General features: G+C 59.8%; 20 protein-coding genes and 1 tRNA gene. 6 read left to right on the top strand and 15 right to left on the bottom strand.

The features are described 5' to 3' along the window. Positions 1–5: 5 nt before the first annotated feature. Positions 6–1,076 (top strand): LPS export ABC transporter permease LptG, encoded by a 1,071-nt coding sequence (lptG, locus tag AB5Y83_RS06595; protein ID WP_005336421.1) that lies wholly within the window; start codon positions 6–8, stop codon positions 1,074–1,076. A gap of 74 nt (positions 1,077–1,150) precedes the next feature. Here the strand turns inward: lptG and AB5Y83_RS06590 are convergent, their stop codons facing one another. After that, entirely contained in the window at positions 1,151–1,684 is a 534-nt protein-coding gene (locus tag AB5Y83_RS06590) for an RDD family protein (protein WP_368174872.1), read from the bottom strand. 143 nt (positions 1,685–1,827) lie between these two features. Here AB5Y83_RS06590 and AB5Y83_RS06585 point away from each other — a divergent pair. Continuing rightward, positions 1,828–1,913 (top strand) — tRNA-Leu (locus AB5Y83_RS06585). Between the two features lie 239 nt (positions 1,914–2,152). Here the strand turns inward: AB5Y83_RS06585 and AB5Y83_RS06580 are convergent. The 8 genes from AB5Y83_RS06580 to AB5Y83_RS06545 form a co-directional block, all read right to left on the bottom strand. Further along, positions 2,153–2,776: a PepSY-associated TM helix domain-containing protein gene (locus AB5Y83_RS06580; protein ID WP_064335250.1), complete on the bottom strand. Its 624-nt coding sequence runs from the start codon at positions 2,774–2,776 to the stop codon at positions 2,153–2,155. Positions 2,777–2,840: 64 nt separating this feature from the next. Beyond that, positions 2,841–4,883 carry a TonB-dependent receptor gene (locus AB5Y83_RS06575; RefSeq protein ID WP_368174871.1) on the bottom strand — a complete coding sequence of 681 codons (2,043 nt, stop codon included), beginning with the start codon at positions 4,881–4,883 and terminating at the stop codon, positions 2,841–2,843. A 292-nt stretch (positions 4,884–5,175) separates the two neighbouring features. After that, positions 5,176–6,213, bottom strand: a complete 1,038-nt coding sequence (locus AB5Y83_RS06570) for an acyltransferase (protein ID WP_368174870.1) — start codon at positions 6,211–6,213, stop codon at positions 5,176–5,178. A gap of 223 nt (positions 6,214–6,436) precedes the next feature. Beyond that, the gene (gene pbpG / locus AB5Y83_RS06565) at positions 6,437–7,348 is read right to left on the bottom strand and encodes a D-alanyl-D-alanine endopeptidase (protein ID WP_005336410.1); all 912 of its coding nucleotides are present in this window, start codon (positions 7,346–7,348) and stop codon (positions 6,437–6,439) included. Between the two features lie 259 nt (positions 7,349–7,607). Further along, entirely contained in the window at positions 7,608–9,074 is a 1,467-nt protein-coding gene (gene yjeM / locus AB5Y83_RS06560) for a glutamate/gamma-aminobutyrate family transporter YjeM (protein WP_368174869.1), read from the bottom strand. Positions 9,075–9,509: 435 nt separating this feature from the next. After that, positions 9,510–10,388 carry a DMT family transporter gene (locus AB5Y83_RS06555; protein ID WP_341536165.1) on the bottom strand — a complete coding sequence of 293 codons (879 nt, stop codon included), beginning with the start codon at positions 10,386–10,388 and terminating at the stop codon, positions 9,510–9,512. A gap of 33 nt (positions 10,389–10,421) precedes the next feature. Further along, positions 10,422–11,342 (bottom strand): ABC transporter substrate-binding protein, encoded by a 921-nt coding sequence (locus tag AB5Y83_RS06550; protein WP_031227937.1) that lies wholly within the window; start codon positions 11,340–11,342, stop codon positions 10,422–10,424. A 120-nt stretch (positions 11,343–11,462) separates the two neighbouring features. After that, complete coding sequence (locus AB5Y83_RS06545) at positions 11,463–12,518, bottom strand: porin (RefSeq protein ID WP_040068785.1); 1,056 nt, start codon at positions 12,516–12,518, stop codon at positions 11,463–11,465. Positions 12,519–12,739: 221 nt separating this feature from the next. On the opposite strand from AB5Y83_RS06545, the gene glpX reads away from it, so the two are divergent. Both glpX and AB5Y83_RS06535 read left to right on the top strand, forming a co-directional pair. Further along, positions 12,740–13,750, top strand: a complete 1,011-nt coding sequence (gene glpX, locus AB5Y83_RS06540) for a class II fructose-bisphosphatase (RefSeq protein WP_005336386.1) — start codon at positions 12,740–12,742, stop codon at positions 13,748–13,750. 134 nt (positions 13,751–13,884) lie between these two features. Beyond that, positions 13,885–14,136 (top strand): YkgJ family cysteine cluster protein, encoded by a 252-nt coding sequence (locus AB5Y83_RS06535; protein ID WP_005336384.1) that lies wholly within the window; start codon positions 13,885–13,887, stop codon positions 14,134–14,136. Between the two features lie 70 nt (positions 14,137–14,206). On the opposite strand, the gene AB5Y83_RS06530 is transcribed toward AB5Y83_RS06535, so the two are convergent. From AB5Y83_RS06530 to hemC, 4 genes are read right to left on the bottom strand one after another with little or no spacing between them, the layout of a single operon-like run. Then, on the bottom strand, positions 14,207–15,370 hold the full coding sequence (locus AB5Y83_RS06530) for a heme biosynthesis HemY N-terminal domain-containing protein (RefSeq protein WP_368174868.1): 1,164 nt from the start codon (positions 15,368–15,370) through the stop codon (positions 14,207–14,209). 10 nt (positions 15,371–15,380) lie between these two features. Beyond that, entirely contained in the window at positions 15,381–16,430 is a 1,050-nt protein-coding gene (locus AB5Y83_RS06525; protein WP_005336380.1) for a uroporphyrinogen-III C-methyltransferase, read from the bottom strand. Beyond that, positions 16,427–17,161 carry a uroporphyrinogen-III synthase gene (locus AB5Y83_RS06520; RefSeq protein ID WP_368174867.1) on the bottom strand — a complete coding sequence of 245 codons (735 nt, stop codon included), beginning with the start codon at positions 17,159–17,161 and terminating at the stop codon, positions 16,427–16,429. The genes AB5Y83_RS06525 and AB5Y83_RS06520 overlap by 4 nt, the downstream gene beginning before the upstream one ends. After that, the gene (gene hemC / locus AB5Y83_RS06515) at positions 17,158–18,087 is read right to left on the bottom strand and encodes a hydroxymethylbilane synthase (protein ID WP_368174899.1); all 930 of its coding nucleotides are present in this window, start codon (positions 18,085–18,087) and stop codon (positions 17,158–17,160) included. Before hemC ends, AB5Y83_RS06520 begins: the two co-directional genes overlap by 4 nt. Positions 18,088–18,410: 323 nt before the next feature. On the opposite strand from hemC, the gene AB5Y83_RS06510 reads away from it, so the two are divergent. Then, positions 18,411–20,930 (top strand): class I adenylate cyclase, encoded by a 2,520-nt coding sequence (locus AB5Y83_RS06510; protein ID WP_021231823.1) that lies wholly within the window; start codon positions 18,411–18,413, stop codon positions 20,928–20,930. A 66-nt stretch (positions 20,931–20,996) separates the two neighbouring features. Here the strand turns inward: AB5Y83_RS06510 and AB5Y83_RS06505 are convergent, their stop codons facing one another. Both AB5Y83_RS06505 and cyaY read right to left on the bottom strand, forming a co-directional pair. Continuing rightward, positions 20,997–21,650 (bottom strand): alpha/beta hydrolase, encoded by a 654-nt coding sequence (locus tag AB5Y83_RS06505; RefSeq protein ID WP_368174866.1) that lies wholly within the window; start codon positions 21,648–21,650, stop codon positions 20,997–20,999. Further along, positions 21,647–21,961: an iron donor protein CyaY gene (gene cyaY / locus AB5Y83_RS06500; protein ID WP_069554181.1), complete on the bottom strand. Its 315-nt coding sequence runs from the start codon at positions 21,959–21,961 to the stop codon at positions 21,647–21,649. Before cyaY ends, AB5Y83_RS06505 begins: the two co-directional genes overlap by 4 nt. Positions 21,962–22,034: 73 nt before the next feature. On the opposite strand from cyaY, the gene AB5Y83_RS06495 reads away from it, so the two are divergent. Then, positions 22,035–22,211: a lipoprotein gene (locus AB5Y83_RS06495; RefSeq protein WP_019444858.1), complete on the top strand. Its 177-nt coding sequence runs from the start codon at positions 22,035–22,037 to the stop codon at positions 22,209–22,211. Position 22,212: the final 1 nt, after the last annotated feature.

The raw sequence follows: 22,212 nt of genomic DNA, 5'->3' as shown, positions 1-22,212 counted from the left end.
TGCTGATGTTTGGCATTCTCGATAGATATATCGGTAGGGTCATCTTTATGTCGATCCTGCTGTGTGAAATCACGCTCGTTGGTCTGGCGGCGCTCATCAAGTATGTGGAGCAGCTCAAGTCGGTCGGTGACGGCAACTACGACATGATCAACGCCCTCTACTATGTGCTGCTCTCCATGCCCAAGGAGGCGGTACTGTTCTTCCCGCTGGCCGCGTTGCTGGGTGGCCTGATTGGTCTGGGTCAGCTGGCGACCAGCTCCGAGCTGGTGGTGATGCAGGCGGCGGGTCGCTCCAAGATCAGTATCGTGATGGCGGCGCTCAAGACGGCGATCCCGCTGATGATCATGGTGGGGCTGATGGGGGAATATGTGGCCCCCGCCGCCAAGCGGATAGCTGATGACATCAAGGCGGGCGCGCTGTCCGAAGGTCGTCTGACGGTTTCCGCCTACGGGGTGTGGGCTCGCGATGGCAACAACTTCGTCAATATCAACGGGGTGCGCAACGATGGCGCCCTCACCGGCATCACCCTCTATCGCTTCACCCCCGAGCGCAAGCTGATCGACGTGGTGCAGGCGCAGGAGGGGGTGTTCGAGCGCCACCACTGGCTGCTCAAGCAGACCCAGGTTACCCGCTTCGACGATCCCGCGCAGATCCGCAGCGAGCAGCATGACAAGATGGAGTGGAGCTCGGAGCTGACGCCCAAACAGCTGGGGGTGGTGAGTATCGACCCCGAGAACCTCTCGGTCTCCGGTCTGCTCGACTACATCGGCTATCTCGATGCCAACAAGCAGGATGCCGGTCGCTACAAGCTGGAGATGTGGCGCAAATTGCTGTCACCACTCTCGGTGGTGGCGATGATCCTGCTGGCCTCCTCCTTCATCTTTGGCCCGCTACGCTCGGTGAGCATGGGGGCGCGGATGCTGATGGGGATCATGACCGGCTTCGCCGTCTACGTGAGTGATCGGGTGTTTGGCCCCATCAGTCTGGTCTATGCGGTACCGCCCATTCTGGCGGCTATCGCGCCCAGCCTGCTGTTTGGCGGTATCTCCTTCTACATCCTCAGCCGCAAGCAGTAATCCGCACGAGGTTATGAGGAAATGCAAAGAGGGCACCTGTTGGTGCCCTCTTTCGTTATTGCATTGATCCGGGATTACTTGTTCAACAATTCCAGATTTGCCTGCTTGCTCAGCACGATCACTTCGCACTCGGCCCAGATATCCTGAAACGCCCGCGGGCGCTGGCGATTGAACAGGCACATCAGGTTGCCCAGACCAAAGGCGGCAGTGGCGAGACGGATCAGCGCCTGGGTAATGCGGATGTGGCTGCCATCCTCGTTCTGAATGCGCAGCCGCCAGGCGCGCATACCGACGGTCTGGCCAGCGCGGGTCCAGAACCAGGTGTAGAAACCACAGATGACGAAGGCGAGCCACAGGGTGTAGATCAGGCTCAGGTGGTGGCGGGTCAGCAACCAGACGGTATCTTCACCCGCCGGTACGCTGGCCATGCCGGTGACCAGCAACAGCTTGGCGACACCCATGCCGATAAAGCCGGCGATGATCAGCAGCGAAGTCACCACCAGCGCATCATAGATCAGGGCGCCGAGGCGACGCAGCAGACCCGCTGACGGGTATGGCTGAGTGGCGGGAGAGGGGGATTTTTGTTGGACTTTTTTAGGCTTGGCCATCGTTTTTATTCCATTAAGATGATGGCGGCATTCTATGTAACTGGCCCCGCATCGGCAAGGCGTTGAATAAATGAACAAACGGGAGTGTTCAATCGAAAAACACCTTGCATGGCATCGCGCCATTCGTATAATCCCTCGCAGTTGCCCGGGTGGCGAAATCGGTAGACGCAGCGGATTCAAAATCCGCCGGTGAATAACCGTGTCGGTTCGAGTCCGACCCCGGGCACCATCAAATTCATGACAAAAGGCCATCAGCAATGATGGCCTTTTGTTTTTTGGCGTTCCTGCGCATTGGTGCGTTGCTGCTGAGCAGGCAGTACTTCCCGTTACCTCTTGGTATCCCTTCTCTTTTTCCGCTCTCCGTTATTTCCTTTTCTTGATGTGGCCGCTGACGACATCACCGCCAGCGGCCTGTTTCTATTGCGGTTTTCTTTCCAAACCTTGCTGCATCAGATCATGATTGCTGCGTTACCCCAGCAGGGCAAACAGCAGGGTGCCGAGGGTGCCAGCGAGTGTCAGCGCTATGATGGCTCTGGGTGTGCCGTGCAGCTTGGTCCACATAAACAGGCTGGTGAGGGCGAGCAGCAGCAGGGCCAGGGCGGCGATATCGCCAAACAGCTGCCAGCCGAGGCCGGTGCCCATACCGCGGTGCAGCCGGTTGAGGCTGGCGGCAAAGTTGGCCAGTTGCAGGTCGGTACGTACCAGCAAGGTGCCCTCAACATAGCTGGCGGCCACGCTCTGGCTGAGGGTAACGCCGCGCATCTCCCACTTGGCGGGCAGGGTGAGCGGGCCGTTCGGGGTGGGCAGGGTCTGGGCCGGGGTGATCATGGTTCGCCCGTCGGCAAAGGTATCGGGATAGCGCTGTTGCAGCAGGCTTTTCAGCTGCTCCGGGCTGGCGAGCGGCGCCTCCAGCACTATCTCTTCACTCGATTTGTCGGTGTGGGGGCCGGGGATGGGCAACACGGCACGGTGTTGCAGCCAGAGGCCGGTGATGCCGTACATCAGCATCAGGGCGAGGGTAAAAAAACCGGCCCAGGCATGGAGGCGGCGTACCCATTTGTTGTTGTGAAGGGGAACTCTTCTGCGTTTCATCGTGGTTGCTTCATAAAAAAACTGGCCAGCAAGGGCTGGCCAGTCGGGGTGGTTGTCACAGAGATCAGAAGCGGTAGGTTCCGGTCAGGCTCAGCTGACGGGGCGTACCCGGCATGATCTGGGTGGCACTGGTGGCGCTGACGAAGTACTCGTGGTCGGTCAGGTTTTCGGCGCTCAGTTCGGCTTCCCACTGCTGCCAGCGATAACCGGCGCGCGCATCGAAGCGAGCGTAACCGGGCAGAGTGGTGGTGTTGGCGTTGTCGGCAAAGCGATCGCCCACTGCCGTCACGCCGGTTTCGCCGAACCAGCCCTGCTCGCCACTCTTGTAGCCGAGATAGAACTGGCCATTCTGGCGGGAGACGTTCATCGGGCGCTTGCCCTGCAGATCCGCATCCGCCTTGACCTGCTCCGCATCCTGAATGGCGAAGCCGCCACGCAGGTAGATCTCGTCGGTCAGCTCGGCACGGGCGCTCAGCTCGACACCCTCGGTACGCTGCAGGCCGGTGAGGATCACCTTGGTGGGATCCAGCGGATCCTTGGTGCGCTTGTTGTACATCTCCAGTCGATAGAGGGAGAGAGTGGTCGCCAGCTTGCCGTTCAGCCAGTCACTCTTCACACCTCCTTCGTAGAGGCGGGTGTGCTGGGGTTCCAGCCCGTTGTTCTTGTCACCCGGGGTGATGCCGATCAGCTCGCCGCCCACCGGAGTGAAGGTCTTGCTGTAAGAGGTGTAGAAGGCGTGATCCTCGAGGGGGTTCCACACCAGACCGAGGCGCGGGCTCAGGCTGTTGACCGAGACGCTCTCCTCCTTGTTGAGGTCGTAGCGGCGACTGGTGACAGTGAAGTCGTCACGGCGCAGCCCGCCCACCAGATGCCAGTCACCCAGGCTGAGCTGATCCTGCAGATAGAGGCCATTGCCGCGCACTTTGTGTTTGGCGTCGCTGGAGAGCTTCATGGCGCCATTGTAGGTAGGCAGTGAGCCCGGATCGTAGAGATTGCCAGACGGGATGGCGGTGGCGTTCTGGTAGAGCTTGGGTGTGCGCTCCTGCCAGTTCTGCTCGAAGCCAACCAGCAGGCGATGTTCCACCGGGCCGGTCTGGAACAGACCTTCTGCCTCGGTGTTGCTGATCAGGTTCTTCGCTTTCAGATCCTGCTGCCAGCGGGAGCGGGTCACCTTATCCCCTTTGACGCTGGTGACATAGGTGTTGTCAAACTGGCTGTCGAGGGTGGAGTAACCGAGCTGCTGGCGCAACTGCCACTGATCGTTGATATCCCAGGAGAGGCGGGAGCGGGTGGATTGCGCCACGTCATCGATGAAGTCGCGGCTGGTATCGCTGTAAACATACTCCCTCGGCACATCGGCCGGACGGCCATTGACCCCGGGAATGCCGCGATCCGGGGTGCGGTCATGCTCGTTGCGCTCGTACTGTACCAGCCAGTTTAGGTTGTCGCTGATCTCCCAGTTGGCGGAAGGGGCCAGCAGGGTGCGCTTGCTCTTCACGCCGTTGCGGAAGCTATCTTTGTCCTCTTGCACCATGTTGAGGCGCAGTTGCACCTGCTCACTCGCCTCACCATTGAGGTCGGCGGCCAGTCGCTGACTGTCAAAGCTGCCGACCCGGGCGGTGACGCTGGACTCCTGCCCTTTTTGCGGCTTTTTGCTGACCCGGTTGACGATGCCCCCCGTGCTACCGCGGCCGTAGAGCACGGCAGCCGGGCCCTTGAGCACTTCCACCCGCTCGATGTTGCCGAGATCCCGGGTGTACTGCATGTCGTCGCGGAACCCATCGAGATAGAAGTCGTTGCTGGCGCTGAAGCCGCGGATATTGACCCCGTCGAAGCGGGTATCACCGTTGGCATTGACCCCGGGAATGCCGCTCAGGGCTTCACTCAGCGTCGGTTGGCCGAAGGCGGTCAGCTCGCTGACCTTGACGCTGTCGATGGTCTGGGGAACCAGCTTGGCTGGCGTATTGGTACGGGTTGCGGTGGCAACTTCCTGATGTTGGGATCGTTTGCCAACCACTGTCATGGTTTCATCGGCGGCTTGGGCAGTGAAGCCGGTGCCCAGCAGTGCCAGCGAGACCAGCGTTCTGCGAAAGTGAGGGTGCTGCATATTCAATATTGACTCTTTGGATGTCGACCTGACGGCTCGAACATATTGATTTAATTATAATTAGCCTGACCCGCCAAAGCGGGATGCCAATGATATTGATTTTCATTTGTCTGGCAAGGTGAAAATGGAGGGGAGCATTGGGGACTGGTTGTGCGGTCGGGGGGGCTCGGCTGAAAAGCAGAGCCATTGCAGCAAACCGCGAGAACGAAGCGAGGGAAAAGGGCTTAGCGGAAGAAAAAGGTGCGAAATGTGAAGCGATATCCGGCCCGATAGGACGGGCCGGATATCGGACTCAGCGAGTACGCAGCAGTCGATGGGCGAGTGGCAGGGCCGCCAGCAGGCGATAGGCCAGCAGAGACGATCCCAGCAGCAGCGGCACCTTGGCAATCTCCCACAGGATGGATGCGCCCTGCGGGCCAAGCACGAAGAGCCAGACCACCAGCATCATGTGCAGGCAGTAGATCCCGAGCACTTTGGGGGCCTGACGTTCAAGCCAGCTGCCCTTGCCCCACTCGGGGTTGGCCAGCAGCAGTCCAAACAGACCGAGAGACCAGGGAAGGGAGCCGAGCAGGAAGTCGTGGCGGGTGAGCGGCACTGCGGCGAAGTGCTGCAGCGCCCAGGCTTCACAGCCATAGAGCGCCACGCCCGCCAGCAGCAGTTGCCAGCCGATGCGGGCATCGGGCTGCCACTGACGCTGGCGCAGCAGGGCACCAAGCGCCACAAACAGCAGGGAGAAGAAGGGGCCGTTACGGGTGAGCAGTGGCCACTCGGCGCCCAGCAGCGGCTTGGCATAGGAGCCCCCCAGCAGCGCCAGCAGGTAAAGGCCAAGGCCCAGCCAGAGGGCGAGCGATGGTCTGCCAAGCCGGTAGCAGAGTGCCAGCAGGGCCACCGCCATGACCAGGGCTGGCAGAAACCAGAGGTGGATCATGCCGCCCACCAGCCAGCCGTTGAGGGGGTCGCCGAGCTGGAATTGCCACTGCCCGCGCAGGGAGGCCAGATAGCCCTGTTGCACGGCATCCAGCGGATTGAACGGCACCAGCAGGTAGACCAGACTCCAAACCAGCCAGAGCAACAGCAAGGGGCGGCAGTAGTGCCAGGCCACGGTCAGCGGCGCCTCGCGACTCAGTCTCGGCTGCAGAAAGTAACCGGCACAGAGGAAAAACAGCGGCACGGCAAAGCGGCATAACTGGTTGATGGTGCCGCTCAGCCAGAGCCAGGATCCACTTCCCCACAGGGCGGGATTGAACGGATTGGCGAAGGGGGATATGTGAATGGTCATCACGGCCAGAATGGCCAGTACCCGCCCGCACTCGATACTGGAAATACGCATGGTGGCTCGTCACTACAGGGGTTGTGACGGCACGCTAAAATTCTTGCCGAAAACTTACAACCAATTGATTCTATTAGTGTGAATCACGCTGTTGAGTAGTTACGTTTTGTAACGGGATGGTGGAAGGTGTTACCTGTAACGGGAGCAAGCTCCCGTTTTTTGGGCGCGCTCATGCAGATAAAAAAAGCGAGGCGGACGCCTCGCTTGGTTGGGGAGCTCGAGCTTACTGGTGAGTCAGCATGCTGCTCTGGTTGGCGGCCAGGGTGGTTCTGCCCGAGCTCTCCAGCCAGGTTTTGATCCGCTTGGCATCGGCGACCCTATCGTTGGTGGTCTCGGCATTGAGCAGCACCATGATCACCGGCTCGCGATTGACCTTGGTGCCCAGCACCAGACAGCGGCCCGCTTCGCGGATATAGCCGGTCTTGGAGAGAGTGAACTCCCATTGCCCTTCGCGGATCAGCCGGTTGGAGTTGAGGTAGTGCAGCTGACGCTTGTTGGTGCGTACATAACTCTGCTCGTCGGTGGAGTACTGGCGGATCAGCGGATAGGAGGCCGCTGCGGCGGCGAGTTTGGCGAGATCCTGCGCGGTGGAGACATTGCGCGGGTTGAGCCCTGTGCTGTCGGCGTAGCGGGTATTCCACATCCCCAGCATGCGGGCTTTGGCGTTCATCGCCTCGACGAAGGCACGCTGGCCGCCGGGATAGTGGCGGGCCAGCGCCGAGGCGGCGCGGTTTTCAGAGGACATCAGGGCGATATGGAGCATTTCGGCGCGGCTGAGCCTGGAGCCGATGGCCAGTCGTGAGCCGGTTCCCTTGATGCGGTCGATGTCGGCATTGGTCACGGTGAGCATTTCATTCAGGCGCAGGTTGGCATCCAGCACCACCAGCGCCGTCATCAGCTTGGTGAGTGAGGCGATGGGCATTACCCGGTTGCCGTTGCGCTCGGAGATCACCTCGCCGGTTCTGTGGTTGGCCACCACGAAGGCAGCCGAGCTGAGGTTGGGCACATCCCGTCGCTCGAGAAAGCCGCTGCTGCTCTTGCTGCTGGCGGAAAAGGGGTTGGCATGGGCACTGTCCATAGTGGCCGGCAGCATTACTGCGCCAAGCAACAGGGGAAGGAGGGAACGCATCATCATGATCAGCTCTACCGGACGAAATACAGGGATATCTCGCTAAGTTATATGTCGTGAACTGGCGCTTCACAATCATTCTCACCTTGATATTGATAATTTACGGCGTTGAGCGCGCTCTGACGGCGAGGAGAGCGCAAAATAGGTCTCTATGGAGTCTTTTCTTACATTAAAACTATGGACTGGTCGTGATGGCAAGCGGAAGCCGGCACTAAAAAAATCGGGACCAGAACAGTCCCGATTGGCATGGAGCATTGCTTGCCGTTTAGTGGGCATCTTCCTGCTTGATCTTGAAGCGCATGGCGATCACCACGAACAGCAGCGGGCCAATGATGGTCCAGACGCCGGTGGAGATATCGCCGGAGATAAAGGGGGCGACCACAGTAAAGACGTTGCCGAAGGCGACTAGGATCAGGCTGATGATGGTAGCCAGCAGCACGGAACCCGAGCTCTTGAAGAAGATCAGGTCCTTGCCCAGCGCCGGGTTGTTGCGATAGCGATACCAGGCGTAGATGAGGAACATGTAGGGCAGGGTCATGCCGACGTTGGTCATGGTGATGATCAGCTCATAGAGGGCGGCGGCCCCTTCCGGGTTGATCAGGGTAAAGATGGATTTGGCGGCAATGAACAGACAGACCACCCAGGCTTGCACCTTGAGGGCTTCAATGCGCACTCCATTCTCGTTCTCGCGCTGGAAACGCTCCGGCCAGAAGTAACTCGGGGTGCCGGTGATGAACTGGCGCAGTGGCGCGTAGGAGAGGGCGATAAAGGCACCCAGATAGCTCAGGAACATACCAAGGCCCGCAAAGCGCATGAATACCTGTCCCAGCCACTCGCCACCGAGATGGCGCCCCAGCTCCAGCATGATGATGAAGAGGGCGGAGAGAGAGGTGATCCCCTCGGCCGGGAAGTCGCTCCAGCGCATGATGGAGCCGACCGCCAGAAAGCCGATGATGTAGCAGAGCACGATGAAGGCGCCGGAGAGGAAGATGCCGCGCTTGAGGTCGCGCTCCGGATCTTCCAGTTCGTCAGCCACCCCGGCCATCGCCTCGACCCCGCCGTAGGCGAAGATGGCGAACACCATAAAGCCGAGGAAGGGGATGATGTCGTTGAAAGCGGCATTGGGAGAAGCCGTCAGCGATGCCTGGGTGAAGGGCTCCTGCAGAGTCATGCCGCTCACCGCGAAGGTGAAGATGCCACCGACCAGCAGCAACACGTTGAGTGCCACCACGGAGAGACCGCCGATGGCCGCCACTTTGGCGAAGCGGGCGCTACCCAGGGTGATGAGCTTGGTGACGATGACAACCAGTGCGATGGCGACCACTCCCAGAATAAAGGGGCCGAAGTCGATACCGGTGCCCAGGGTGACCGGGATGACGGTGATGTCGCGGCCAAACAGCATGAAGGAGAGGGGCACCCACATGGAGAGCGCCTTACCAAACATCCAGATGACGTAGGAGGCGAACCACATGGTCAGACCGATAAAGGCAAATCGGGTCGAGACCGAGTGGCGCATCCAGGTAAAGATGCCGCCCGCCTTTTTGCGAAAACCGGTACCAAACTCAATCATCATCAAAATGAACGGGATGAAGAAGAACAGACCGCCGATCACGAACATCGGAATGGCGGCATATCCCATTCGGTAAAAACCGATCCCGATATTAGTGACGCCAAATACCGATGTTAATATCATCAATATAAAGGCGCCCAACTTCAGCTTTTTTGCTGACATATTAAAAACTCCCTGATGGTGCTGGATTTAAAATAATCAAAAATTAAACAGACGAAACTGGGCCCATTAATAACGCGGTAGCGCCATGCCATCCTGCTGTGGCGGGCGCGATCGGGTCATCTCTGACCGGGCTGGCTTACCCGTCAGGCGGTCAATGAATGTATGGGCGGAGCGGCATGGTCTGTGCCATGCGCGGTATTGGTCAGCGTTGCCGAAAATTAACTGTGAACGATTTTATCATTAATGCTGCTGGGCAGGTAAGTTTCCCGAATGAAGCTGTGGTTGAAATAAACAGACCTGCCAGTTAATTGATACGTTGCGGATGTAAACATTTACGCCCGGGCCGACACTTATTTCCATTATTGGTATTCGGTATATTTGGCGGAGTGAATTACGCCATCCTGCCTGATAAATACGCACCAATGGCGACAGCGCTTATCCTCCCAGCCGGGTCAGCAGCACGCCGCCAGTGATAATGGCCGCCGCCGTCAGCCGCATGCGCCCGAGCGGCTCTTTCAGCAGCCAAACCGAGAGCAGCATGGCAAACAGCACACTGCTTTCGCGCAGAGCCGCAACCACGCCAATGGGGGCTTGGGTCATGGCCCAGATAACAATCCCGTAGGCGAGCAGTGACATGGCACCTCCTGCCATTCCCGCCATCGCATGGCGACGGATCTGGCGCCATGCGTTGCGTTTCTGGTGGACGAGCAGCACCAGCAGCATTGCCAGCCCGGTGCAGGCAAAGAGCCAGAGGGTGTAGCGTACCGGTTCACCCCCTGCGCGGGCGCCGGCCCCATCCGAGAGGGTATAGGTCGCCGTAAACATGGCCGTGACCAGTGCTGCCCGAACCGCTTTGCTGTCAAGGCGTTGCTGCCCACCTCGCCAGGCCATCAGCAAGACCCCCATGATCAGCACGCAGGCACCGATGATGCCGCCGTAACCGGGGTAGTCCCCCAGCAGCAGGGAACTTAACGCCATGGCGAGCAGTGGGGCACTGCCACGGGCCAGCGGATAGATCTGGCCAAAATCGCCCTGATTGTAGGCATGGCTGAGAAACAGGCAGTAACCGATATGGAGCAGGACTGAGAGGCCGAGCCAGGGCAGCTCGGCAGCAGAGGGAAGCCCCATGGGCAGCAGCGCCACGGCGGCGATAAGCCCTGAGAAGATCGCCACCAGTGACACGCCCACCAGCCGCTCTTCGCCAATTTTGACCAGCGCATTCCAGCTGGCGTGAAGCAGGGCTGCCAGCAAAACGGCAAAAAAGACGGTGGTGCTCATGGGAAAGGGCTCTCGGGCGATGGGGGTCAACAGCATACCCGCCCGGAGCCTGATTGGCCGAGATCTTTATCAAGGCTTCGGCTTTTCGAGGCTCGCCTCCTGCGTGGTGGCGTTACCCAGTTGCCCCAACACCAGTTTGGGATGGGGGTCGGTCTGCAGCGGAATATCCTGCAACTCTGTTCCCTGCTGGTGGCGGTGGATGATCCCGGCGGCCATCTTGCCCAGTGCCTCGTAGCTGCTGATGGTGCCAACGCTGCAGCCGTGCTCGACGAACAGCTCGGCACTGCAGATGGTAGGGATGGCAGCTGCGTTGAGCGCATTCAGCAGGCGGGGGGCGATGGAGAGCAGATAGCTGTCTGCGGCCAGAAAGACGATGTCGTTTTTGGCATCCTGTTGCAGCCGCTTCAGTTCGTTGTCCAGCCGCCGTGGGTCAGGGGCCATTCGCCAGGTGACCATCTGCCACTGGTAGCGTTTCGCTTCATTGAGCAACATATCGGCCACCAGCAGGGTGTTCTGCTCACGGGGGTTGAAGGGTAGCAGCAGCCGTTTTCCGGTGGCCAGGTGCTCGCTGGCGTTGGCCAGTTGCAGCGCCATCGGCACCATGTTGCTTACCCCGGCCACCATGCTGTTCTGGGCTTTGTCTTCCGAGAGGATGTCTGCCCCGATCGGATCGGAAACCACATTGAAAATCAGTGGCTTGCGGTTGGCAACCAGACTCTTGGTCATGGTGGTGGCGGTGGTGCCAAAGGTGTAGATGTAGTCGTATTCGGCCAGTTTCGGCAGCATCTGCTGGCGCAGCATGGTTGCCAGCGCCGTACGATCCTGATCGGCGTTATAGGTGGTGATGGTGGCCTGATAGCCAAGGCGGGTCAGCTCTGCCCGAAAGCCCGCTTCGGCTGCGGTTTCACCGCGCCACAGCACCATGGCGATAGAGAGGGCGTGAGCGGGAAGAGCCAGTAGTAACAGCAGGACGAAAAGCAGCCTGACCATGATCATCTCTCCGGCGATACATCTACTGTTGAGCCTAGGCCACTTTCTCCGGTCGTGAGCGACGCTCAGCAAAAAGCGCGATGGCAAGCCATCGCGCTTTGGGGATCCGCAAAACCTCGATTAGAAGTCGTAGCGGGCAGCCAGCTGGAAGTCATCTTTCACATCAAAGCGACCGCTTTCTTTGCTGTCCAGATTGTTGATACGGTACTCGCCAATCACCCGCAGGTTCTTGTTGAATTTGTACTGGGCACCCAGGGTGTAGTAATCAACAGCATCAGTTTTCTGGCCACCGGTTACTTCCTGCTCCTGCTTGTTCCACAGGGCCATCAGGCCGAAGCCATTCTCGAAGTTGTAGCCCAGCGCGGCTTCCCAACCGGTGTGATCGGTGCCGGTTTTGACAAAGTCTGCACCATCAGCGTAGGTCAGTGCTGCATACAGAGCCTTGTTATCGTATTTGGCGGAGATCAACCACAGTTTGGCATCCTTGGCGTCTTTATCCTGACGCTGGCCGACGTTGTAGGCGGTGCCCAGTGCCAGGTTGAACGGGAAGGTGTAGGAAAGCGCAGCGCCATAGGCTGGGTCGCTGTTCTTGTTACCTTTGTCTTCCACTTTGCCACCATCGAACTTGTAGCTGGTGTCGAACTGGAAGCCATTGAACAGGCCTGAATACTTCAGTACGGAGCCTGCTCGGTTGGTAGCAAACGTGTCAGTACCTGCCCCGGTGGCATCAGCGCCATAACCATCGGATAGTGCCACATCAGTCCAGTCAACCAGAGTTCCCATTGCCCCTTTTTGGCGTCCGAAAGTGATATTGCCCCAATCGGCACCGACACCGGCAAAGGCCAGGCGGGTACGCAAGTTGTCCGCGTTTCCATCTTTACCCAGGGTCTTTTCGCTGTCGTTGATGTACATCTGCACTTCGTACTGGGCCAGTGCTTTCAGACCGCTCTGGATCTGGGTCTCGGCTTTGGCGCCGAAACGGACAAACTGGTTGGCGCCCTGTTTGTTGCTGTACTCCTTGGTAGCATTGGTGTCGTCTTTCTTGTCACCGAAGAAGTGACCCGCATAGACGCGGCCATAGAGATCCAGCATGGAGGTGTCATTTTTGTACACTTCAACGGCTTGAGCCTGGAAGGCTGCGGTGAGAGCCAGTGCCACTACAGTCAGCTTTTTCATCTTAATCCCTTGTGGTGTTGCAAGCTTTTGTTTTGAAAACGGGGTCATGCTAGGTAGCGGGGATGACAGCGGGGTGACAGTTGGATGAAGAGTCGATGGCAATTGGGTTGCAATTGGATGAATTGGCTACATTCTTGCTCGCAGCGGCTACTTTTGTGCGCAAAGGTTTGCCCTTGTGGTAGAATGCCGCCCGTTTTCGAGCTCCATAGGTTGGATATGCGATGAGACGTGAACTGGCAATCGAGTTTTCCCGAGTGACGGAAGCGGCTGCACTGGCTGGCTACAAGTGGCTCGGACGTGGTGACAAGAATATCGCTGATGGGGCGGCCGTAGCGGCCATGCGCCACATTCTCAACCAGATCGAGATCGATGGTGAGATTGTGATCGGCGAAGGTGAAATTGATGAAGCGCCGATGCTCTATATCGGCGAGAAGGTCGGTACCGGACACGGCGACGCGGTGGATATCGCGGTCGATCCCATCGAGGGTACCCGCATGACTGCTATGGGTCAGGCCAACGCGCTGGCCGTGCTGGCGGTGGGCGACAAGGGGTCTTTCCTGAAAGCGCCTGATATGTACATGGAAAAGCTGATCGTCGGGCCCAAGGCCAAAGGCGCCATCGACCTGGATCAGGCTCTCGAGCTGAACCTGAAGTCCGTGGCCAAGGCGCTGGGCAAGCCGCTCTCCCGTCTGACCGTCATTACCCTGGCCAAGCCGCGTCATGACAAGGCAATCAAGGAGATGCAGGGTCTGGGCGTGCGGGTGTTCGCCATTCCTGATGGTGACGTTGCCGCCTCCATCCTCACCTGTCTGCCGGACAGCGAAGTCGACATGCTGTATGGCATCGGCGGCGCACCGGAAGGGGTGATCTCCGCGGCGGTGATCCGCGCGCTGGATGGTGACATGCAGGCCCGTTTGGTGCCGCGTCACCGCGTCAAGGGCGACAGCCCGGAAGTGCGTGCGCTGGGCGAGCAGGAAATTGCCCGCTGCGAAGCGCTGGGCATCGATGTCAACAAGGTGCTCAAGCTGGAAGACATGGCGAAGAATGACAACGTCATCTTCTCCGCCACCGGCATCACCAAGGGTGATCTGCTGGATGGCATCACCAGCGATGGCGTGATGGCGACCACCGAGACTCTGTTGATCCGTGGTAAATCCCGTACCATTCGTCGTATCAAGTCGATCCATTACCTGGAGCGCAAAGACAGCGTGGTACGCGATATCATCCTGTGATGATGGCTCGCTGAACCGGCTGTGTTGTCTGAAGCCCGATCGCCCGTGCGGTCGGGCTTTTTGTTGTGCGCCAGCTACGTTTGTGCCGCCGCTTCGGCTATGGTGGCTCAGACCATCCCAAAGGAGTGGAGTCTATGGAATGTCGTAGCGGCTGCGCTGCCTGTTGCATCGCCCCCAGTATCAGCAGTGCCATTCCCGGTATGCCAGATGGCAAACCGGCTGGCGTCCCCTGTATCCAGCTCGATAGCGCCCTTGGCTGCAAGATCTTCGGTCAACCGGAGCGGCCGGCGGTGTGCGGCGGTTTTCGCCCCATGATGGATGTGTGCGGCAGCCACCGTGCCGAGGCCATCTGGCTGATCGGCGAGCTGGAACGGCTCACCACCTGACGAGGGCAGGGCGAAGAGATAAAAAAAGAGGCCGCATCATGCGGCCTCTCGCGTTTCTGTTTGCCGGGGATCAGACTCCCGCCAGTTCCAGTGCCTGACGATAGTACTCGTTGGCCTTGTTGGTAAGGCGGCGCTTGTCCATCAGCTGGCCGAGGGCGTGGTAGGCGGCGGCGCTCGGCGCCCGCTCCACCTCCTGCTCCAGCAGCTTCTGGGCGTCGTCCAGCTGACCGGCCAGCAGATAGATCTGGGCCAGTGCGGTGTCCACCTCCGGTTGCCCCTGCTGTTTTTGCAGCAGTGCCAGCAGCGGCTGGTAGCTGTCGAGTTTCAGCTTGGGCAGGCGAGTCAGCAACTGCGGCATCGGCTGTTTGTGCAGCGCCTCCTGCCACAGGGTGGCGGCCTCGCCATCGGCACCCAGCTGGCGCAGCAGATCGCCGTAGCAGGCTAGCAGTTCCGGCTCGAGGCGTAGCTTGCGCGGCAGATCCTGCCATACCGCCTTGAGGGTTTCGAGGCTGCCAGCAGCCTGTTGCAGGCGACCACACCAAGCCTGTTGCAGCAGATCTTCTTCCTGTTTCGGGGTCAGCTTGCCCACCTTGTGCAGCGCCGGGATCAGGTCGCACAGGGCGCTCCAGTCCTGACGGGCCAGATGCACCTGGCGCAGCTGATCCAGCACCATGGGGTGGCGCGGGTTGAGGGCGTAGACCGACTCCAGCATCGCCAGCGCGGTATCGTACTGGCCCTGCTCGATTTGCAATTGGGTCTGGGTCAGGGTGAGCGCCAGCTCGGCCTTGGGATTCTCCTCCTGCGCTTTTTGCAGGTATTGATCCCGGCGGGCGTCGTCACCACGGGCCTGTGCCGCCTTGGCGGCGCTCAGGTAGTTGAGCAGCGGGGTGTCGCTGTTGCTGGCCCCCTTGATCAGCAGCTTTTCAGCCTGACTGTAGTGCCCTTCGGCCATCGCCAGGGTGGCGGCGACGGTCTGTTGATTGGCCTTGCGGCGGCGGCGCGAGCCATACCAGCCGAGGGTCTTGCGGCGCAGGCCGAATACCCGACCCAGCAGCCACTCGACGATCAGCAGGGCGCCGTAGAACAGCACGGCCATGATCACCGCGCTGGTGACGGAGGATTCGATGGTGTAATTGCCAAGGGCAATCAGCACATAGCCCTTGTTACCGGAGGCTTGTGGGCCAAAGATCAGCCCTGCGACCATCACGGCAACCAGAATAATTATACGGATCATGGTGCCCTCCTCAGCTGCTGGCCAGAATGCGTTGCAGGCGTTCGGTCAGCACCTGCTCCAGCATGGCCTGGGTCTTGAACTGGGCCGGATAGTCGATCTGGATCTGCTCACCCTTGAGCTTGTCGATCTCGCCCTGCATGTAGCGGGTGGCGCTGTTGTCGGTGTCGAAATACTGGGTCAGCCAGCGTTGGGCCTTGTCCAGGCTGTCTTCGTAGAGCGCCTGCTGCTCGCGATAGACGGAGAGCTGGGCCTGCAACAGCTTGGTCTTGAGGTTTTCACGCAGGAAGATCTCCTGCTGCGGGGAGAGCAGCGCCTCGACCGCGCCATCGCGGCGACGGATGGTGACGAAGTTCTCGGTGAACTTGACCCAGTTTTTCTTCAGGTTGCTCTCCCACTCGTCGGGATTGGTGCTGACCGCCTGATCCGGCTCGGCCTTGGCTTCCGGCATGCTGACGGTGGAGAGAGGCAGCAGCTCGATCTGGTCGGACAGGGCAGCCAGCTTGAGGGTCAGCCCCTCGCGGTCGATGCGCGGCATCCCCTTGAGCTTGGCGATATCCTCGGCCAGTGCCTTGCGGATCGGCATCAAGCTGGGGTCGTTGAGGGCGGCGATGCGCTCGTCAGCGTTGCCGAGCAATGTGATGGCGGAGACAAGGTCATGTTCCAGCCACAGTTTGCGGCCCGCCATCCGTACCAGATATTCGGATTCGGCCAGCATCCAGTCGTTGGGGCGCTTGTCATTCAGATCCAGTACCCGGTTCTGCAGACCCTGCATCTCCCCTTGCAGCCGCTGCTGGGTTTGATCCAGCGCGGCCAGCTGCTCGGCATCCTTGCTGCTGGTCTGGTCGATCTTGCTCAGGGCGCTCGCCAGCTGTTGCTTGAGCTGGGCCAGTTCGGCCTGCTGGGCAACGGCATTCTTGTGACCGTGCAGATAGAGACCGCCGGTCAGGCCAAGGGCCAGCAGGATGGCAACCCCTCCCAGTACGGCACCGGAGCGGCTCTTGCTGCCATTGACCGCAGCGGTCGGCTGGGGTTTGACCTGGGATTCTTGTTGTTCTGTCATTCCATCTTCCTCAGTTCCAGTGCGGCCGTCAGGGCCTGGTTGGATGCACCTTGGGCAATCGTGATATGGATAAAGCCCGCGGAGTGGGCCATCTCGGCCACGCGCGGGCTGGGGACCACCAGCAGGCGGTCAAAAAGCCAGGGCCGCTGGTGGTCGGGAACCAGCTCCAGCAGCCGTTGCAACAGTTCACCACTGGTAATGAGCAGGCTGTCCAGCCCCGCTGCCTGCCAGTGGCGGGTTAATGTGTCCCCGTCTAGCTCGGGGTAGTGGCGCTCATAGGCCGCACAATAGTGCACCAGAGCACCGCGTGAGGCCAGTGTGCTGGCGATGAGATCCCGCCCGCCATTGCCGCGCAGGATCAGTACCCGTTTGCCTGCTACCTGCTGCAGAGCGGGCAGGGCCAGCAGCCCTTCGCTGCGCGGGTCATCCGGGCAACTTGCCGTGATGCCGATGGCGGCAAACGCATCGGCGCTGGCCTGACCCACCGCAAAGTACTCAATATGTGGCCAGGTCTGACCAGTTTGCAACAGAAAATCGTGTGCAAAATGAACGGCATGGATGCTGACGGCGATAACCACGTCGGCACTGCGCAGCAGGTCGGGCAGGAGAGGGAGTTCACTGCCCGCCACGGTTTCCAGCAGCGGGCAGCAGAGTGGTGCATGGCCGTGCTGGCGCAGCAACTGCACCAGCTCGGCGGCCTGAATGGCCGGACGCACCACCAGCGGGGTCATGCGCGGTAGACCTCGGCCAGGATCTCGTCGGCACCAGCGGCCAGCAGGCGCTGGGCCAGCTGCTCGCCGAGGGCCTCACCATCGGCCAGCGGACCGCGGATCTCGTCGCGGATGACGCAGGTGCCATCCGGGCTACCCACCAGACCGCGCAGCCATATCTGCTCGCCTTCGACCAGTGCGTAGGCTCCGATAGGCACCTGACATCCCCCTTGCAGAGCGCGGTTCATGGCGCGTTCGGTCAGCACCCGGGCGCGGGTCTCGGTGTGTTCCAGCGGCGCCAGCAGGGCGTGCAGTTCAACATCGTCGAGGCGGCATTCGATGCCGACGGCGCCCTGACCGTTGGCCGGCAGGCTCTGCTCCGGCTCGATAAAGGCGGTGATGCGGTGCGCCATCTCCAATCGTTTCAGACCGGCGGCGGCGAGGATGATGGCGTCGTACTCACCGGCATCCAGCTTGGCGAGGCGAGTGTTGACGTTGCCACGCAGGTCGCGGATCACCAGATCCGGGCGGGCGGCGCGCAGCTGGCACTGGCGGCGCAGGCTGGAGGTGCCGACCACGGCCCCTTGTGGCAGTTCGGCAATGGCCTTGAAACGATTGGAGACGAAGGCATCGCGGGGATCTTCCCGCTCGCAGATGGTGTGCAGACCAAGTCCCTCGGGGAACTCCACCGGCACATCTTTCATGGAGTGAACGGCGATATCGGCCCGTCCTTCCAGCATGGCGGTCTCCAGCTCCTTGACGAACAATCCCTTGCCGCCTACTTTGGCCAGCGGGGTATCGAGGATCTTGTCACCCTGAGTGCTCATGGGCACCAGTTCGACCTGCAACTGCGGGTGCAGGGCTTCGAGCTGGTCTTTGACAAAGTTGGCCTGCCACAGGGCCAGCGGGCTCTTGCGAGTGGCAATTTTCAGGGTTCGGGCTGCCATATCAATCAGTTGTTTCATTTTTAGAAGGAAATCGATATTACCACCCTTTGCCCGGGCTTTCATGGCGGAGCCGGCAAAAGCGGGGCCAAGCTCAAAAATGCATGCTGAAAATGATTTTCATTAAGCAAGGGGTGTTGATTAATTCATTGAATGTATTGGGATTTAATGATTTCCCCTGATACTTGATGTGGTCATACCAGAAATAATCTGGTGTTTAGCTGAAGGCTTGTTTACCACCGCTGTTTGCATTGTTAACATGATCACACTTTTTTGACGTATCCCCCTTTTGGTGCGTCATTTTCACTTAGGTGATAGGCAGGGCATTGCAGGAACACATCGATACGCTGGTTGCGCGTTATGACGACATTACCCGTCTCAAGACGCAACGGGCGTTAGGCCTCATGAGTCGCTATGGGCAGCAGGTATTCCAACTGCTGCCTGTCATGCTGCACTTCAATCATCCCCTGCTGCCCGGTTATGTATCCGGTGATGTTCCTCATGGTATCTGGAGCTTCAGCGCCACCGCCGAGCAGCAAGCCTTTATCGATGACCTCTGCCGCAACGCCAACTGCCAGAGTGGTCTTGCCACCCATGATCGAGCCATTCAGGGGCTCTACTCCATGGGCAGCACCTCCTCCATCGGCCAGTGCTGTCACTCCGATCTTGATATCTGGGTCTGCCACGTGGCCGGTTTGTCGCAGGAGCGGCTCGATCTGCTGGAGCTGAAATGCCAACAACTCTCCAAGTGGGCCGAACAGCGCGGGGTCGATCTCAACTTCTTCCTGATCCCGGAAGACAAGTTCCGCCAGACCAACGATGCCCAGATGCAGGGGGAGAGCTGCGGCAGTGCCCAGCACCTGCTGTTGCTCGACGAGTTCTACCGCAGTGCCATGCGTATCGCAGGCAAACGCTTGATCTGGTATCTGGTGCCCACCGAGTGTGATGATCACTACGATGAGTATGTGAACGAGCTGTTCGAGAGCGGCAAGCTCAAGCAGGACGACTGGCTCGATCTAGGCAGTTTTGACCGTATTCCGGCCGAAGAGTATTTCGGCTCCGCCCTGTGGCAGCTCTACAAGGGGATCGACTCCCCCTACAAGGCGGTGCTCAAGTCGGTGCTGATGGAAGCCTACTCGCACGAGTATCCCAATACCCGCCTGCTGTCGATGATTGGTCGCGACTGGTTCCAGCACAACGAGGGGATGCACTACCGGCTCGACAACTACTGTCTGATGCTGGACAAGGTGACCAACTACCTCAAGTCCATCGGCGACATGGCGCGGCTCGATCTGGTACGCCGCTGCTTCTACCTCAAGGTGTGCGACGGTCTCAGTCATCCCAAGGATGATCACTCCCCCGAGTGGCGCCGCGAGCAGATGAGCCAGCTGGTCTCCTACTGGGGCTGGAGTCAGGACAAACTCTATCAACTCGATCATCGCCACGAGTGGAAGATCGAAGAGGTGAAGATCGCTCACGCCGAGCTGCTGGAAGCCCTGATGCAGAGCTACCGCAACCTGATCCAGTTCGCCCGCCGCAACAACATCAGCGAGTCGATCAACCCGGAAGATATCGGCATTCTGTCGCGCAAACTCTACGCCGCGTTCGAGAGCCTGCCGGGCAAGGTGCAGCGCATCAACCTCAAGATTGCGCCGGATCTCAGCGAGCCGGACCTCAGCTTCGTGCAGGTGCCGCACGGTCGCCTAAATCGCGCCGGCTGGTATCTCTACAAACATTCGCTGGAGCCGGTGGACATCATTGGCCGCGCGCCGCTGGAGTTCAACGGTTACATCAGCAAGCTGGTCTCCTGGGCCTACTTCAACGATCTGTTGACGCCCCAGTCGCGGGTGCACCTGTTCAATCAGGGTTCGGATCTGCACATCGACAATCTGCACCAGTTCTGCCGCGATCTCTCCGGCTGTTTCCCCGAGAAGTACCCGCTGGCCACCAACCTTGCCCTCAGTCGGCCGTGCGAGATCCGTCAGCTCTCGATCTTCCTCAATCTGGAGATGGACCCGACCAGCCACTGGGTCGGTCAGGTGATCGAGTTTGACGCCAACACCGTGGATGTCTTCTCGTTCGGCCGCAATCAGGAGTGTCTGGTCGGTTCGGTGGATCTGGTCTATCGCAACTCCTGGAGCGAGATCCGCACCCTGCATTTTCAGGGGGACGAGGCGGTGGTCGATGCCCTCACCACCATCCTCGGCAAGATGCATCAGGATGCCGCCGCCCCCGAGATGATCGAGGTGTTCTGCTACAGCCAGCACTTCCGTTCTCTGGTGCGCTCCCGTTTCCAGACGCTGGTGGCGGAGTGTATCGATCTGCGCCTTGCCCGCGACAAGCAGCAGTTGGTCAAGACCATGGCCCTTGGCCGCGAGAAGTACGGCATCTTCTTCGAGCGGCGCGGGGTGTCGGTGAAGAAGCTGGAAAACGCCATCGATTTTTACCGTCACATCTCCCACAACAAGCTGGATCACCTGCCGCTGCGGCTCGACAAGACCCACAGCCAGCATCTGCCGAGCATCGTCGATGCCTACGCCAGCGAAGGCTTGGTGCAGTTTTTCTTCGATACCCGGGATGCGGGCACCAACATCTATATCCTCGATGAGGCGAACCGGGTGGAGATCTACCAGCACTTTGCCGGAAACAAGGATGAGCTGGTGGCGGGGGTCAACCGCTTCTACACCTCCAATCACGAGCGGTTCAGCGATGATGGGCAGTTCATCAACTTCAACCTGCCGCAGTACTACGAGATAGTACAAGTGAATGGCGAGCTGGATGTGATCCCCTATCGCAGTCAGGGCACTCTGCGCGAACAGGTGCCGCCCGCTCGAGAAGTGGGCTGACCCGTCAGTTGGAATCGCCATAAAAAACGGCCTGCAGATGCAGGCCGTTTGCTTTACTGGAGAGGCTCAGGCGCCGAGGCGAGCCAGCAGCCAGCTGCGAATGTCGCCGAGCTGCGGACGGCAGATCTCGTGACGCATCGGGTACTCGTGCCACTCGGGGACTAGTCCGGCGCTTTCCAGCCGGTTCTTGGCATCCCAACCGAGCGACAGGCTCACCACATCGTCGTAGATGCCGTGCATGTAACAGATGGGCAGGGTGCGGGCGGACTCGCTCATCTCGCCGAGCAGCTTGTCGGGGGCGGCCAGATAGGTGGACATGCAGAGCAGGCCCGCCAGCGTTGCCTGATAGCGCAGCGCGGTGAAGGAGGCAATCACCCCGCCCTGAGAGAAACCTGCCAGCACGATATGCTCGGGGGCAAACCCGTCGGCCACCAGCTGATCCAGCAGGGCGCTGATCTGGTCGGCCGATTCACGGACATGGGACTCCACGGCCCGCTCGGCGGGATCCTCGAAGCTTTTGATGTCGTACCAGCCGCGCATCTTGTAGCCCATGTTGATGGTGATGGGGCGCTCGGGGGCATCCGGCAGCAGGTGACGCACCGGTAGCTCGGCGGGCAGGTCCAGCGCGTCCACCAGCGGGGCAAGACCGGCGCCGGAATCACCCAGCCCGTGCAGCCAGATCACTGCGTGACGGGCGCCCTGCGGGTGCAGGTCGATCATGGGAACACCACCTCTTCGCCCGCCTGGGCGGTGCAGGATTGGCTCAGTAGCGCCTTGAGCTCGTGGCCGAAGCGGTTGTCGATCCAGGTGTCACCCTGCAGTTCGAAGTGGAAGCCGTTCTCGCGGGTGGCGACCCAAATCTGGTGCAGTGGCTCCTGCTTGTTGATGATGACCTTGGTCTTGTTCTCGAAAGAGAGGGTCAATACGCCGCCGTTGCGTTCGCAGTCGATATCCGGATACCCCTCGTCGAGCGTGTCTTCCACATATTGGAAAAAGGCGTCGGTCAGGGCGTGATACTCGTGATCCTTCATCGGTTTATCCTGTTGCTTTTAACAATGTGAGTGCGATTATAGAGGGCCAAAAATTTTTTCGCAGCGAACCATTATGATCACTCAGTTCACCAAGTGTCTGCTTGCCACTCTTCTGTCCCTCGGGTTGGCCGCGTGCGGTCTGAAGGGGCCGCTCTATATGCCGCCCCCCGAGCAGCCACAGAGCCAGAGTACACCGCAAGCAGCACCGCCTGCGACCACTGAGGCTGCCACCGAGGCCGCGCCGCACTAAT

The organism is Aeromonas sp. R5-4, from assembly GCF_040908215.1.
In the GTDB taxonomy this organism is placed as follows: Bacteria; Pseudomonadota; Gammaproteobacteria; order Enterobacterales; family Aeromonadaceae; genus Aeromonas; species Aeromonas veronii.
Note: the sequence above shows the minus strand (reverse complement) of the source record. Positions and strands in the feature narration are given on the sequence as shown.

What these genes read in the sequence shown, in the direction of transcription:
- AB5Y83_RS06505 (WP_368174866.1), bottom strand. Translation starts at nt 21,650, where the DNA reads ATGATCGACCTGCACCCGCAGGGCGCCCGTCACGCAGTGATCTGGCTG.
- AB5Y83_RS06535 (WP_005336384.1), top strand. Translation starts at nt 13,885, where the DNA reads ATGGAATGTCGTAGCGGCTGCGCTGCCTGTTGCATCGCCCCCAGTATC.
- pbpG (WP_005336410.1), bottom strand. Translation starts at nt 7,348, where the DNA reads ATGATGATGCGTTCCCTCCTTCCCCTGTTGCTTGGCGCAGTAATGCTG.
- AB5Y83_RS06525 (WP_005336380.1), bottom strand. Translation starts at nt 16,430, where the DNA reads ATGACAGAACAACAAGAATCCCAGGTCAAACCCCAGCCGACCGCTGCG.
- AB5Y83_RS06520 (WP_368174867.1), bottom strand. Translation starts at nt 17,161, where the DNA reads ATGACCCCGCTGGTGGTGCGTCCGGCCATTCAGGCCGCCGAGCTGGTG.
- AB5Y83_RS06495 (WP_019444858.1), top strand. Translation starts at nt 22,035, where the DNA reads ATGATCACTCAGTTCACCAAGTGTCTGCTTGCCACTCTTCTGTCCCTC.
- AB5Y83_RS06570 (WP_368174870.1), bottom strand. Translation starts at nt 6,213, where the DNA reads ATGCGTATTTCCAGTATCGAGTGCGGGCGGGTACTGGCCATTCTGGCC.
- lptG (WP_005336421.1), top strand. Translation starts at nt 6, where the DNA reads ATGTTTGGCATTCTCGATAGATATATCGGTAGGGTCATCTTTATGTCG.
- yjeM (WP_368174869.1), bottom strand. Translation starts at nt 9,074, where the DNA reads ATGTCAGCAAAAAAGCTGAAGTTGGGCGCCTTTATATTGATGATATTA.
- cyaY (WP_069554181.1), bottom strand. Translation starts at nt 21,961, where the DNA reads ATGAAGGATCACGAGTATCACGCCCTGACCGACGCCTTTTTCCAATAT.
- AB5Y83_RS06580 (WP_064335250.1), bottom strand. Translation starts at nt 2,776, where the DNA reads ATGAAACGCAGAAGAGTTCCCCTTCACAACAACAAATGGGTACGCCGC.
- glpX (WP_005336386.1), top strand. Translation starts at nt 12,740, where the DNA reads ATGAGACGTGAACTGGCAATCGAGTTTTCCCGAGTGACGGAAGCGGCT.
- AB5Y83_RS06550 (WP_031227937.1), bottom strand. Translation starts at nt 11,342, where the DNA reads ATGGTCAGGCTGCTTTTCGTCCTGCTGTTACTACTGGCTCTTCCCGCT.
- AB5Y83_RS06575 (WP_368174871.1), bottom strand. Translation starts at nt 4,883, where the DNA reads ATGCAGCACCCTCACTTTCGCAGAACGCTGGTCTCGCTGGCACTGCTG.
- AB5Y83_RS06545 (WP_040068785.1), bottom strand. Translation starts at nt 12,518, where the DNA reads ATGAAAAAGCTGACTGTAGTGGCACTGGCTCTCACCGCAGCCTTCCAG.
- AB5Y83_RS06555 (WP_341536165.1), bottom strand. Translation starts at nt 10,388, where the DNA reads ATGCTGTTGACCCCCATCGCCCGAGAGCCCTTTCCCATGAGCACCACC.
- hemC (WP_368174899.1), bottom strand. Translation starts at nt 18,087, where the DNA reads ATGGCAGCCCGAACCCTGAAAATTGCCACTCGCAAGAGCCCGCTGGCC.
- AB5Y83_RS06590 (WP_368174872.1), bottom strand. Translation starts at nt 1,684, where the DNA reads ATGGCCAAGCCTAAAAAAGTCCAACAAAAATCCCCCTCTCCCGCCACT.
- AB5Y83_RS06530 (WP_368174868.1), bottom strand. Translation starts at nt 15,370, where the DNA reads ATGATCCGTATAATTATTCTGGTTGCCGTGATGGTCGCAGGGCTGATC.